22 protein-coding genes are annotated in these 10,483 nt (G+C 48.1%); 3 read left to right on the forward strand and 19 right to left on the reverse strand.

Annotated elements, in window-relative coordinates; genetic code table 11:
• Nucleotides 1-5: 5 nt before the first annotated feature.
• Nucleotides 6-248, reverse strand: coding sequence for a hypothetical protein (locus tag ACTTK7_RS07295; RefSeq protein ID WP_462867014.1), 243 nt, complete (start codon nucleotides 246-248; stop codon nucleotides 6-8).
• A gap of 158 nt (nucleotides 249-406) precedes the next feature.
• Between ACTTK7_RS07295 and lexA the strand changes: the two genes are divergently transcribed.
• Nucleotides 407-1,033, forward strand: coding sequence for a transcriptional repressor LexA (gene lexA, locus ACTTK7_RS07300; protein ID WP_022792125.1), 627 nt, complete (start codon nucleotides 407-409; stop codon nucleotides 1,031-1,033).
• 50 nt (nucleotides 1,034-1,083) lie between these two features.
• On the opposite strand, the gene ACTTK7_RS07305 is transcribed toward lexA, so the two are convergent.
• The 16 genes from ACTTK7_RS07305 to ACTTK7_RS07380 all read right to left on the reverse strand — a co-directional run bounded on the left by ACTTK7_RS07305 (nucleotide 1,084) and on the right by ACTTK7_RS07380 (nucleotide 7,482).
• On the reverse strand, nucleotides 1,084-1,398 hold the full coding sequence (locus ACTTK7_RS07305; RefSeq protein ID WP_462867016.1) for a hypothetical protein: 315 nt from the start codon (nucleotides 1,396-1,398) through the stop codon (nucleotides 1,084-1,086).
• A gap of 129 nt (nucleotides 1,399-1,527) precedes the next feature.
• A complete protein-coding gene (locus ACTTK7_RS07310) occupies nucleotides 1,528-1,806 on the reverse strand; it encodes a hypothetical protein (protein ID WP_462867018.1) in 279 nt (92 codons plus the stop codon).
• A gap of 41 nt (nucleotides 1,807-1,847) precedes the next feature.
• Complete coding sequence (locus ACTTK7_RS07315) at nucleotides 1,848-2,147, reverse strand: hypothetical protein (protein WP_462867020.1); 300 nt, start codon at nucleotides 2,145-2,147, stop codon at nucleotides 1,848-1,850.
• Nucleotides 2,148-2,321: 174 nt separating this feature from the next.
• A complete protein-coding gene (locus tag ACTTK7_RS07320) occupies nucleotides 2,322-2,648 on the reverse strand; it encodes a hypothetical protein (RefSeq protein WP_462867021.1) in 327 nt (108 codons plus the stop codon).
• Nucleotides 2,649-2,669: 21 nt separating this feature from the next.
• Complete coding sequence (locus tag ACTTK7_RS07325; protein WP_462867023.1) at nucleotides 2,670-2,963, reverse strand: hypothetical protein; 294 nt, start codon at nucleotides 2,961-2,963, stop codon at nucleotides 2,670-2,672.
• Between the two features lie 69 nt (nucleotides 2,964-3,032).
• A complete protein-coding gene (locus tag ACTTK7_RS07330) occupies nucleotides 3,033-3,275 on the reverse strand; it encodes a hypothetical protein (protein WP_462867025.1) in 243 nt (80 codons plus the stop codon).
• Between the two features lie 146 nt (nucleotides 3,276-3,421).
• Nucleotides 3,422-3,601 (reverse strand): hypothetical protein, encoded by a 180-nt coding sequence (locus ACTTK7_RS07335; RefSeq protein WP_462867026.1) that lies wholly within the window; start codon nucleotides 3,599-3,601, stop codon nucleotides 3,422-3,424.
• 238 nt (nucleotides 3,602-3,839) lie between these two features.
• Nucleotides 3,840-4,019, reverse strand: coding sequence for a hypothetical protein (locus tag ACTTK7_RS07340; protein ID WP_462867028.1), 180 nt, complete (start codon nucleotides 4,017-4,019; stop codon nucleotides 3,840-3,842).
• A gap of 134 nt (nucleotides 4,020-4,153) precedes the next feature.
• Nucleotides 4,154-4,417, reverse strand: coding sequence for a hypothetical protein (locus ACTTK7_RS07345; RefSeq protein ID WP_462867030.1), 264 nt, complete (start codon nucleotides 4,415-4,417; stop codon nucleotides 4,154-4,156).
• A gap of 250 nt (nucleotides 4,418-4,667) precedes the next feature.
• Nucleotides 4,668-4,889 carry a hypothetical protein gene (locus ACTTK7_RS07350; RefSeq protein WP_462867031.1) on the reverse strand — a complete coding sequence of 74 codons (222 nt, stop codon included), beginning with the start codon at nucleotides 4,887-4,889 and terminating at the stop codon, nucleotides 4,668-4,670.
• 247 nt (nucleotides 4,890-5,136) lie between these two features.
• On the reverse strand, nucleotides 5,137-5,586 hold the full coding sequence (locus ACTTK7_RS07355) for a hypothetical protein (RefSeq protein ID WP_462867033.1): 450 nt from the start codon (nucleotides 5,584-5,586) through the stop codon (nucleotides 5,137-5,139).
• Between the two features lie 15 nt (nucleotides 5,587-5,601).
• On the reverse strand, nucleotides 5,602-5,931 hold the full coding sequence (locus ACTTK7_RS07360; protein ID WP_462867035.1) for a hypothetical protein: 330 nt from the start codon (nucleotides 5,929-5,931) through the stop codon (nucleotides 5,602-5,604).
• Nucleotides 5,932-5,966: 35 nt separating this feature from the next.
• Complete coding sequence (locus tag ACTTK7_RS07365; RefSeq protein ID WP_462867037.1) at nucleotides 5,967-6,284, reverse strand: hypothetical protein; 318 nt, start codon at nucleotides 6,282-6,284, stop codon at nucleotides 5,967-5,969.
• A 61-nt stretch (nucleotides 6,285-6,345) separates the two neighbouring features.
• A complete protein-coding gene (locus tag ACTTK7_RS07370; protein ID WP_462867039.1) occupies nucleotides 6,346-6,624 on the reverse strand; it encodes a hypothetical protein in 279 nt (92 codons plus the stop codon).
• Between the two features lie 122 nt (nucleotides 6,625-6,746).
• On the reverse strand, nucleotides 6,747-6,974 hold the full coding sequence (locus ACTTK7_RS07375; RefSeq protein WP_462867041.1) for a hypothetical protein: 228 nt from the start codon (nucleotides 6,972-6,974) through the stop codon (nucleotides 6,747-6,749).
• Nucleotides 6,975-7,128: 154 nt separating this feature from the next.
• On the reverse strand, nucleotides 7,129-7,482 hold the full coding sequence (locus tag ACTTK7_RS07380) for a SpoIIAA family protein (RefSeq protein ID WP_462867043.1): 354 nt from the start codon (nucleotides 7,480-7,482) through the stop codon (nucleotides 7,129-7,131).
• A gap of 157 nt (nucleotides 7,483-7,639) precedes the next feature.
• Here ACTTK7_RS07380 and ACTTK7_RS07385 point away from each other — a divergent pair, with 157 nt between their 5' ends.
• Nucleotides 7,640-8,074: a universal stress protein gene (locus tag ACTTK7_RS07385; RefSeq protein ID WP_462867045.1), complete on the forward strand. Its 435-nt coding sequence runs from the start codon at nucleotides 7,640-7,642 to the stop codon at nucleotides 8,072-8,074.
• A gap of 73 nt (nucleotides 8,075-8,147) precedes the next feature.
• Here ACTTK7_RS07385 and ACTTK7_RS07390 read toward each other — a convergent pair whose 3' ends face one another.
• A complete protein-coding gene (locus ACTTK7_RS07390; protein WP_462867047.1) occupies nucleotides 8,148-8,888 on the reverse strand; it encodes a Crp/Fnr family transcriptional regulator in 741 nt (246 codons plus the stop codon).
• 181 nt (nucleotides 8,889-9,069) lie between these two features.
• Between ACTTK7_RS07390 and ACTTK7_RS07395 the strand changes: the two genes are divergently transcribed.
• A complete protein-coding gene (locus ACTTK7_RS07395) occupies nucleotides 9,070-9,693 on the forward strand; it encodes a response regulator transcription factor (protein WP_462867049.1) in 624 nt (207 codons plus the stop codon).
• A 2-nt stretch (nucleotides 9,694-9,695) separates the two neighbouring features.
• Here the strand turns inward: ACTTK7_RS07395 and ACTTK7_RS07400 are convergent.
• The coding region (locus tag ACTTK7_RS07400; RefSeq protein ID WP_462867051.1) for a universal stress protein at nucleotides 9,696-10,483 on the reverse strand (788 nt) is incomplete at its 5' end.

The following is a 10,483-nucleotide window of genomic DNA, read 5'->3' on the forward strand; positions in this document are numbered from 1 at the left end:
GTGTTTTACTGTTCGGCAGCGTCAAACGAAACCGTTCGTTCCCACGGCTGCTCCTGATAGCCCAGCCTGTCCTTTAAAACCGGATGCTCCTGTTCATAGACGATTTCTGCCGAACGGTCTGCTTCCGTGCCGCCCAGCGTGTCCGGAGTGATCGAAGCGTCCGCTGAATATACCAAAAATAAAAGCGCGAATGCAAATAAGGCAAGCATCGTCCAGTCCGTTGAAGTGAAAGTTTTGAGTTTATTCATATGCATGTTCCCCCTGAATGAGAATGTATGTTCCTATATTCATCCAGTATACCAGAATACCTGTTCCCGTCAACAGAAATATTAGAACGGGTGTTTGCGTTTTTGTTCCCCTCATGCTATACTTTACTCAGAAAAATTCCTCAAAAGGAGGTGCGGAGATGAAGCTATCCAAGCGCCAGCAGCAAATTCTTGATTATATAAAAGAAGAAGTAAAAGAAAAAGGCTATCCGCCTTCGGTCCGGGAGATCGGAGAAGCCGTGGGGCTCGCCTCGAGTTCAACGGTGCACGGGCACCTCGCCCGCCTTGAAAACAAAAATTTAATCCGCCGTGACCCGACCAAGCCGCGGGCAATTGAAGTGCTTGAGCTTGAAGACCAGGGCAGCGAGCCGATTCACGAAAGCAAAGCTGTGTACGTGCCGGTGATCGGTAAAGTCACGGCCGGGGAGCCTATCACTGCGGTGGAAAATGTAGAAGAATACATCCCTCTTCCGGAGCGCATGGTGACCGACGAGGAACAGGTGTACATGCTTACCATTCAGGGGGACAGTATGATAGAGGCTGGCATTTTTGACGGGGATCTTGTCGTCGTTCAAAAGCAGCAGACCGCTGATAACGGCGATATTATTGTCGCTATGACCGATGAAATGGAAGCGACAGTTAAACGGTTTTATAAAGAAGAAAACTTTATCCGGCTGCAGCCTGAAAATGCCACCATGGATCCGATCATTTTAGAAAACTGTACGATACTCGGCAGAGTGACCGGCGTTTTCCGCACCATCTTTTAATCACATAAACGGGGCCGCCTGCTTTATCAAAGCAGGCGGCCCCGTTTGTATTATGCCCGGCATGCAAGCGTCCGGTATGACGTAACAATTTGATTTCCTTCGACATCTCTATCGGTAATCACTATCACCGTGGCTGACGTAATATTTTCCTGTTCAATAAATTCGAGCCCCCGGTGCCAGAGCCATTCATACACCGTTGTCATGTCTACGTTCAGTTCATCTTTCCGGAGTGCTTCTGCCGTAATCTGCATCGACAGCAGCAGCTGGTCGCCCTCAAAGATGTGAAGCACCGGTCCATTAAAATGTTCAGACTCTCCCGGGCTGCCTTCATACGGTCCGTGATAAAAGTCAAGCAGGCGTGCCATCACGATTCCCCCTTTAACGACTTCGGCGCACATACGTGCCTGAAGCTCGTTTTTCTATTGGTGAATTGTGATTCCTTTTCCCTGCACCTCTCCTGCTAAACCCGAATTTCCCCCACGTGTCCTGAAGGGTTACTGGTCGAGCCACTCTTTAATCTGCTGCTTGTCGTTATCATCAAGGTTGCCTTCCTCGATCCAGTAATTCACCAGCTTCATCATTCCCTGCTTGGACAGCCCCACCCGGCTGCTGTCGGAGGGGTGGCTACTGATGTCCGTTTTTCCGTATTGGTAAATGTATACATACGGCGCCTCCGCGTGGTTTAAATTGTGAAGGTCCTTCTTTTCAAAATGCAGCATTTGTATGCCCCTTTCTGTTTTCCGGAATATTTTTTGCACCTGCGTCCGCCACAAAAAAGAGCCTCCCGGGAAGGAAAGCTCCGCTTAGCGTTTGATTACATGGATTTAGAATACGGTTTGTGACAGATCGAATGATCGATGGTTTCATCGGAGCCACCGCTGTACACACAATCGCAGGTATCTAATACGTAAGTATGCTCTTTGGCGTGAATGACCTGACTTCCCTGATGAAATAACAGTTTTTCATCGGCCGGCTGAAAATCACTCATCGAATGAAGCACCACTTCGTAGCCATCGGCGTATTCAATCACCTTGTAATGAATTTCATGACCGTCACTGCTATAGGTCACCTGCGGCTGCGTTCTGCATTTGAATTCCACTAAAGCCACTGTCATCCACCCCCTCCACTTATTTATACCACAGTTTTTTCGGTTCGAGAAGACGCCCGGCCGTTTTTTTCAGAAAGAATTTCCTACTCGTGTCAGTGAAAACCGTTTCTCAGTGTTCCTACTGGAAAAAGAAACCTTCAGCCAATTTCTTCTATATAAATAAAAACAAAAAGCACCCTCTCAGCTCGAGGGCGCTTCGAAATCTCTTAATAAATTATCATACGCTTTGTTTACTTCTCCGTCCGTCACGTCCTGAACAGTGATGACGAGACGCTTTCTTTCCGTCGGCTCTTCCTGCTTCAGATAATCCATGCCGATTTTCCATAACCAGTCCGGTACATTTTCTTCCTTTAAACTTGCTTCGGCTGCCATCGCCGATGTAGTCACCTGCACGAGCAGCACGAGCTCTTCGTCCTGATACACTTCGACTGATTCGCCGGCAAAATGGAGCGGGCGCACGCGGTAGCCTTTCAGTCCTTCCTGAGAAAAATCCGGTTCCTGTGCCATCGTTATCCTCCTTTTATCCAATTACGACTGTTCCTGGAGCGCACTGCTTCCTTCAAGCTCAATGCCTTCCTCATCTGCCCGGGTGATGTAAACCTGGCCGCCAAACTGAAATCCTTCCCGGGTGTAAAAATACAAATCCAGCGCAGGAGAAGCACTGTCAAATGCCTGGTGGAAAAATTCCTCGTTGTCGCAGTCTGTAATGGAGACGGTCCAGCGTTCAAGCGGCCCGCCGCCTGCCTGCAGCTGCCCTTCATTGACATGAATAACTTCATTTGTGGAGACTGTTTTAACAGCCTCAAGTGCTAATGTCGGCATCGCGTCCTCCTGAGTGTCATTCTTTTAAAAAGGCGGCCTGTATAAAACCGCCCGCGGGAAGCGTGAGTTCTATTCGTCTACCTGCCGTTTATATTCTTCATAAAGCTCTTGGCCTTCTTTTGTGATTTTAATGCCGCTGTAAACCGCCTGGTCTTTTTCTCCGGAGGCGTCGTCATACGTAACGTATCCGTGCTCCGCAAGCTCCTGAAAACGATCCTGCTCGATTTCATCCACCGGCGACCATTCGGCACCGATTTCCCCCCGCTCGACTCTTCCGGCCAGCTGGGCCATCGCTTCTTTTCTCGGACTCATGGCTTTCTCTCCTTTCAATCTTTGAGCATCTTTTCACAGCTATAATCCCCGAATTCGAGCGTATTAAACGTTTCCGCGGTTTCCGGCTGGGATGCAAATAAAAAAACAGGCGCCAGCTTCCGCTGTCACCCGTTGTCATGCCTGCTTTATATCTGCACCAGTTCATCGAGACCATCGAGGTGGCAATGGTTCTTCCCGCCGCCTTCAATGTTTTTAAATTGAACGAGCCCCTGATACTCTGCTTCTTCGGTTTTGAACCGGATGCTGATGCTGTTTCGATTGATAAACTCTTCGGAAAATTCCTGTTCTGCGTTATAAATGGCCATCGTCTAGGCGCTTTCCCCGATCCGGTCCGGATCGGACGTTTCGAGATACAAGTACGCAGATTCAAACCGGAGCTCCGATTCGTCGAGTACAATTTCGTTAATTTCCTGGGTTTCCTGTTTCATTTTTGTCGCCCCTTCACTCTAATAGGTGCTGCATGTACCGGCAGAATCCCCGGCTTCTTTTTATCCTATTACACCTGGGCGCCGGTTTGAAACCTCGGAAACACAGCAGCCGGGCTTACTGCTTCCATTTATGAATGACGTAAAAAGCCACTGCCGGGGTCGGAAACTGTGTTAATCCCCACAGGCCCCACTTCCATTTGGCCTTTCCCTGCTTTTCGGCTTCCCGGTAAAGCCACCAGGCCTGTAATAAAAGCAGTGGAACCAACAGCCAGGCGGTATTTCTTTTTTTGTTCATCATCATCTTCCTCTCTGATAAAGACTGGGAGGTGCTTTGTTCATTATACTACGCCAGTGCTTTTAATAGTCCCCCACCTAATAAAAAAACCGGACTTCCTGGAAAAAGTCCGGCCCCGGCCTAAACGAACCGTTTTACATATTGTCCTTATCTTTCCACTGTTCATTTAAAACCGGCAGATCACTTACGACAGATATAATTCGTTCATTTTCCCGAAAATCGCGTATGCCTTTCAGGAGTTCCTCTTCAGTGTTAAAGATATGTTTTTCCCTGGCCGGAAATTTCTCCTTAATGTCTTCTTCTGTCCCTACGAACACTTCATTTCCTTCTTCATCGATCACATAAGAAAATTGAGAGATAGCGCATGCTCCTTTCAACTTCTGTTCCGCCCAAAGCATAACACTCCTCCGTCCTGTTGTATAGGAAACAAACGCGTATCGCCGCAACGTGCATACAGTACCTTTTTTGAAATTACACAGGTTCGGTTTCAACGTCACTGTATATAAAAAGAAACAAAAAGATGCGTGGAACAATTATACCACCGCGTAATGATTCTTTTGAAAAAAGCTACGTAGTGTATATTTTTTGAATACAGTAAATGTACGGTAACACCGAACAACCTTTCATTTGTTATCAGCAGGCGGCTGGTTAATATAAAATATATGTGTTTCCGTGAAGCGTCATTGTTTCCTGGTCAAATGGCATATAGATCCGGTCGTACTTCGGGGAAAACGAGCTGTCATCAAGCGCATGGATGTCAAAGACAAATCCGTCGTCGGTCTCCCAGGTTAAACAGTGCAAAAGGCTCCCCTCGTCGCTTAACAGTACCTGCACATAACGGACATGACGGTTGACATACACGGTAGCCATCGTTTATCCCCCTCTCCTTTATCATACTTCAATTTCAAGTAATAAAGTACTGTTATTTTTCAAATTACAGAATTTATTTTCTGATTCTTTTTAACCTTAGGCAGCTTTTTTCATATTTGTATATCTCCCGTTGCTCCATGTATTGCAGCAGTGTATTTTATATACAACTGTTTCATTTAAAATACATTTATTTAAATGAAGACATAAAAAAACAGCCCGGAGCAATTCCGGACTGCAGCTGTTGCTTTTAATCTTCGATATACGGAAGCAGCGCCTGCTTAAATAACATCGACGCCTGTTCCTCATTAAATACAGTACCTGTTTCCGTTTCCCACCTGCATGTGTTTAAATCCTTCAGATAGGCACTGCGGGGCCGGACGTCGCTGACGTTGTAGGCAGAATCGTTAATACGGATTTTGAAGCTTATTTCGAGAAAGCCTTTACGGGTGAACACCTCGCCGGTTTCAATAATAAGCTCGGAAACGCCGTAAAAATATTTTACATGCTTGTTGCTTTTTACTTTTTCTACCTTTAAATCCGACCGGCCGTTAATGGTTCCCATTAATTCATCGAACATGCCTGTCAGCTCCTCGGAGCAGGCACGTATGCTTTCCATCTGTTTTTCTTCCTCCACGGTGGACGCCTGTTTCTTATTCTGGCGGGCCGTGCTTGATAACTGATGAATCCAATCGTCCATGTAAGACTCCTCCCTTTAGCGCAGAAATTTCATTTTGCTGTTCACGTCATCATCGAGCGGCGCGTAGGCCCCTTCGATGTAGTGCCACTTGATTAAGAATTTTGACCGGACAAACTTTTTCTCGCGCTGCGACTGCAGCAGCTTTTCCCCGTCTTCATCTTCATCGAGCTCGGCTTCGATTTCATGTTCGATCCATATGCCCATCTCATCGATGGAATCGATTTTGACGATAATAAACTTTTCCATCGTTTTAGGCGCAAGAATCAATTGCAGAACTTTATCTTCTTTGGCTATATCTGCGAGGGCGATTCTAACATTTTTTCCTATTGAATTTCGAAATGACATATTTACCTCCTGGAGGAAATTTTTTAAGCTGCTGGTCAGTATCCGGAAGCTTCGAATTCTTTTAGAAGATCTTCGTAGGGAGTAATCAATTTGCCGTTATCCAGATCTTTTTCTGTAATTACCATCCGCTGGCGGTCGCCGGGATTATTTTTCTCCAAATAATCGACCCCGGTATCCCACAGCCAGTGCAGCAGATCTGCTTTGTCCGGACGGTGCGCTGACTCCACTGCTCCGTCGGTCATCTGGATAAGCAGGGCGATCCCGTCAAAATCCATTATCTCGATGGAGTGCGAGGCGTTCAGTGCGTTCGGGAAAAACGGGCGGTATTCAGGATGCTCGTAATACGTGTCCATAAAAATTCCTCCTCTGCGGCTGACATGTTCATTGAAAAAGCACCCCATGCGGGATGCTTTATTAGTACTTGCTAATTTTCCCCTGACCTTTAATAATAATATTTCCTTCCGCTTCTTCATCGCCTGTTTTCGACGCCTTGCCTTTTCCTTCATACTCGACCAGGCTGTTGTCCTTAATGCGGAACTCGTTGCCCTGATCCGAAAACAGCTCCATGCCGCCGGTGAAATTAATCAATTCCGCCTGCCATGTATTGTCGTCTTCGATCGTCAATATACCGCTTTCTATCGGGATTTCTCCCCGTTTATCACACGTTATAAATTGAAATTCCAGTTTTTCCATTCCTATTGTCCTCCTCCATATGCTGTGAGGCAGCGCAGCTTTCATCTGCCAATCCTTCTATTCCCGTCTTTCCCTGTTGTGGCCGGGTTAAAAACCGGGATCCCCAGTTTTTGTGAATGAAGCTACAGTTTTTTTGCCCAGACGATCGTGTCATGGACAGCCTTGGCCTCATGCCGCAGCTCGTTGCTTTTTTTCATACGGTCGATTCTCACAAGCACTGTCGCTGTATGCAGCTTTCCTTCAAACCGCTCCGACAGCTCGTCTGCCACCTTCAGTTCGTGGGATTTTCCCCTGTCCTTCAAATATTCGATAATCAGATTATCCAGCTGTTTTTTCTGCTTTTTATTCACGGTGCTCCCTCCTTTAACGTACGTATTTTAGCCGTTAGTCACTTTTACCCGCTTTTACTGCCGGGGTAATCCTTTTTCTGCGCAGGCTGAACCCCGGTAAACAATTTTAGTTAACATAATTATATTATATAAATTTGAAAAGCAGCGATGCTGGTCAGCTTGCCAGCCATTCCCGCGCCTCCCCTTTTTCTGCCTGTCCGAAGTGCTTTGTTTCCACTCCAGGCAGAAGCTTACCGAAGGCTTCCGCTGCCTTTATGCCTTTTTCATCACTGACAAGCGCCAATTTTTGAAATTCCTTTATGCGCCGGAGCCACTTCAGGTCCTCCATGACCGCCTGTAGCGTCATTCCTTTCCAGCCGCTCATCACTACAAGCAGATTAATCGGAGTGTCGTCCTGCTTCACGGCGTCAAACGATTTCTGGAACGTTTCATAATCGTCCTCTGTCACCTTTCCGCTGATTTCAATCTCGATCATATGACCTGCTTCTGACGAAATAACAGTCAGCACGTTAACGCACCTCCAGTGAGCTTTTATTCGTTGTGATTCCCGGCAGCCTCTTCGCTTAATCGGTCCCAGGACAATTTTTGTGTTCGTTAACAGGAAAATATGCTTACAAACTAGAAGTATGAAGTGTAAGCACCATTATTTCGTTAGGAGGAAGATTATGCATACGATGGACGTTATTTTAGTTGCTGTGGACGGCTCTGAGGAAGCAGATTACGCGTTTGAAACAGCTCTTCCGCTTGCCAAATCGCAGGGGTCGCAGCTTGTAATCACCCACGTCATCAACCACAACGCCTACCGCCCGATGAGTAACTATGACTCCTCCCTCATCGGCGAAGTGGAAAACGAAGCGCGTCAGCTCCTCGACAAATACAAAAAGCAGGCGGAGGAGTTTGGTATCACGAATGTGGTGGCTGACATCGAATACGGATCGCCGAAAACGCTCATTCCACGTGAGCTTGTACCGAAATACCACGTTGATTTAATCGTTACAGGCGCCACCGGAATAAATGCCGTAGAGAAGCTCTTTCTCGGCAGCGTTTCCGAGCACATTACAAAAAATGCCGACTGCAGCGTGATGGTTGTACGGTTATAATCCGCGAAACGCCAAAAAACCCGGCGCCTGAAAGAGGCACCGGGGGACTATCATTTTATGACATTAGGCGTGGCTAAAGACGGCATATTTCGCCGGAGCAAAGGTTGTCAAGTGGGCAGTTGCACAGCCTGCGCAGATAAAGCATGTTATGAATAACAATGCGGCCGTTCTTATAGGAAATGACGCCGGCCTTTTTCCACTCGTTCAGGCAGCGGTTCACGCCCTCCCGGGATAAGCCGATGTATTCCCCGAGCTCGGTGTTTGTCAGCTTCAGCTGCAGAACGGTGCCGCTATCCCCATCCGTTCCGTGCGTTGTGCTGAGGCGGATCAGGGTTGAGGCGAGCGCGCCGTTTTTCCCGTACAGCAGCAGATCCCGGAATTTTGACTGCTCCTTTAACGTGTTGCTGCCCATCCACTGCATCATTTTCAGGGAAAAAGTGCCGGATTCTTTAATCAATGCCTCCATTTCTGTTTTTTTAATTACGCCTACCGTACTGGCGGCTGACACCTTCGCCGAAAAATCATGGTGCACCGCATTCAGATTACCATATTCGCCGGCCAGGTCTCCGCTTCCAAGCAGCGTAATGGTCAGTTCCTTTCCGTCGCTTGTGCTTTTTTGAATTTTCACGGTTCCTTCGTAGAGAAAATAGAAATAATCAGAAGGGTCTCCTTCTAAATACAGGTACGTTCCGGCCCGTTTATGCGCCAGCTGCGTGCGCTCCTGAAAACGGTCAAACTCTTCAGGCGACAGCATACTTGCAAAAGATCCGCTCGGTTTCTCGTACATTGAAAGACTTTGAAGGGGCCTGCTCATTATTTCCATCTCCTTCGATAGTATTACCATGATACTATCAAAGGGCATTTTTAAAAAATATAAGGGAAAACCCTTAATTATTTTTTCCTGTTTTTTTAACACTTGATGGTTAATGCTCTAGGCACGTATTCCTGAAAGGCTCCGTGCATAAATGTCTAACCATGCCTAAGAAGGTGACAGCATGATATCAATCGTTTTAGTAAGCAGACGCCCAATCTACCAGAAAGCGTTAAAAATACTGCTCGAGGAAGCTCCTGATTGTACCGTCATGAAGGAAGCAGCCGGCAGGCCATCTGCAGAGGCTTTCCCAACCGGCTACCGGAAGCCCGTCTATGTTATTGATTCGGGCACGCTTTCACCAGAAACGTCCATCTTCGAACGTCCCCTGGTTCCGGCCGTATTTCTAGTCTCCGGGGAGGAAACGCCTGCTTTCCTGCAGCAGGTATACGAACGCGCCTCCACCGGTTGTCTTTTGCATACCGATCCCCTGGACGATTTATACGGGGCCATCCGGGCGGCCGCCCGGCATAACCGCTACGCCTCTGCTTCCTTCCGGGCCCTGGTGCAGGCCCAAAGCGTTCCTCCTGCCGGCCGCATTCCAAGGCGGCTCTCCCCGAGGGAATGGGAGGTGCTCTACTATATAACGCTTGGATATGCCAATAAAGAAATTGCCGATACGCTCGTCATCAGCGTGAAAACCGTGGAGGCCCACCGCACCAATCTGATGGAAAAGCTCGCGATGAAAACCCGGAAGGAGCTGGTGGAGTACGCCTACCAAACCGGGCTGATTCATTCCAGAAAATAATTCTACTGCTCTCTATGCTCAAGCGGCTGCCGCACAATCAGCACATCACAGATCGCCCGGTGGGCAATGCCCTCCGCCACACTTCCAAGCAGCAGCCGCTCCGTTCTGTTCCTGCCGGACGCTCCGCTCACAATCAGGTCAATTTCATGCTGCACGGCGTATTCCTGGGGAATAATAAGCTTTGCCGATCCGTACAGCAGAGACGTTGTTACGTTGGCGACGCCGAGACGCTCCGCCTGGGTTTTGTAATCCTCCAGCATTTTCCGGTCATCGTCCTCCATGAACTTCTGCACATCAGTATTGAGAACGGTAGAATACAGTAGGTTGGAGTTGTATACGTGCACGATAAACAATTCCGCCTTCGTCTGCAGCGCGAGCTGGACGCCCTTTTCAAATGCCAGCCCCGCTTCCTCGGAGCCGTCCACGGCTATCAGAATTTTTTTGTGTCCGCCTTCGCTTTCCCTCCGGACGATAAGCACATCCTCCCTGGCCCGGCGAAGAACGCCGCTCGACACGCTCCCCATTACCAGCTTTTCAACGGTGCCCATCCCGGAAGCTCCGGTAACGATCAGATCGGCCCCGAAATCAGGGGCGAGCTCCGCTGGGACTGTCGACTTGGGCGCCCCGGAGCGCAGCACCGTCTCCACCTTAGCCACTCCCGCTTGTTCAGCTTCGGCTGCGTACTGCTGCAGCATTGCTTCGTTCTTTTTTTTGGCTCTATAATATTTGTTGGGGTACAGACACAAAAAAACACGCAGACTCCCATATCCGTTATACTTGCGTCGACAAA

Source organism: Marinococcus tarijensis (assembly GCF_054971385.1).

Excerpts from the sequence above, each read along its gene's own strand:
- ACTTK7_RS07295 (WP_462867014.1), bottom strand. The coding sequence starts at position 248 with ATGAATAAACTCAAAACTTTCACTTCAACGGACTGGACGATGCTTGCC.
- lexA (WP_022792125.1), top strand. The coding sequence starts at position 407 with ATGAAGCTATCCAAGCGCCAGCAGCAAATTCTTGATTATATAAAAGAA.
- ACTTK7_RS07305 (WP_462867016.1), bottom strand. The coding sequence starts at position 1,398 with ATGGCACGCCTGCTTGACTTTTATCACGGACCGTATGAAGGCAGCCCG.
- ACTTK7_RS07315 (WP_462867020.1), bottom strand. The coding sequence starts at position 2,147 with ATGACAGTGGCTTTAGTGGAATTCAAATGCAGAACGCAGCCGCAGGTG.
- ACTTK7_RS07320 (WP_462867021.1), bottom strand. The coding sequence starts at position 2,648 with ATGGCACAGGAACCGGATTTTTCTCAGGAAGGACTGAAAGGCTACCGC.
- ACTTK7_RS07325 (WP_462867023.1), bottom strand. The coding sequence starts at position 2,963 with ATGCCGACATTAGCACTTGAGGCTGTTAAAACAGTCTCCACAAATGAA.
- ACTTK7_RS07330 (WP_462867025.1), bottom strand. The coding sequence starts at position 3,275 with ATGAGTCCGAGAAAAGAAGCGATGGCCCAGCTGGCCGGAAGAGTCGAG.
- ACTTK7_RS07335 (WP_462867026.1), bottom strand. The coding sequence starts at position 3,601 with ATGGCCATTTATAACGCAGAACAGGAATTTTCCGAAGAGTTTATCAAT.
- ACTTK7_RS07340 (WP_462867028.1), bottom strand. The coding sequence starts at position 4,019 with ATGAACAAAAAAAGAAATACCGCCTGGCTGTTGGTTCCACTGCTTTTA.
- ACTTK7_RS07345 (WP_462867030.1), bottom strand. The coding sequence starts at position 4,417 with ATGCTTTGGGCGGAACAGAAGTTGAAAGGAGCATGCGCTATCTCTCAA.
- ACTTK7_RS07350 (WP_462867031.1), bottom strand. The coding sequence starts at position 4,889 with ATGGCTACCGTGTATGTCAACCGTCATGTCCGTTATGTGCAGGTACTG.
- ACTTK7_RS07355 (WP_462867033.1), bottom strand. The coding sequence starts at position 5,586 with ATGGACGATTGGATTCATCAGTTATCAAGCACGGCCCGCCAGAATAAG.
- ACTTK7_RS07360 (WP_462867035.1), bottom strand. The coding sequence starts at position 5,931 with ATGTCATTTCGAAATTCAATAGGAAAAAATGTTAGAATCGCCCTCGCA.
- ACTTK7_RS07365 (WP_462867037.1), bottom strand. The coding sequence starts at position 6,284 with ATGGACACGTATTACGAGCATCCTGAATACCGCCCGTTTTTCCCGAAC.
- ACTTK7_RS07370 (WP_462867039.1), bottom strand. The coding sequence starts at position 6,624 with ATGGAAAAACTGGAATTTCAATTTATAACGTGTGATAAACGGGGAGAA.
- ACTTK7_RS07385 (WP_462867045.1), top strand. The coding sequence starts at position 7,640 with ATGCATACGATGGACGTTATTTTAGTTGCTGTGGACGGCTCTGAGGAA.
- ACTTK7_RS07390 (WP_462867047.1), bottom strand. The coding sequence starts at position 8,888 with ATGAGCAGGCCCCTTCAAAGTCTTTCAATGTACGAGAAACCGAGCGGA.
- ACTTK7_RS07395 (WP_462867049.1), top strand. The coding sequence starts at position 9,070 with ATGATATCAATCGTTTTAGTAAGCAGACGCCCAATCTACCAGAAAGCG.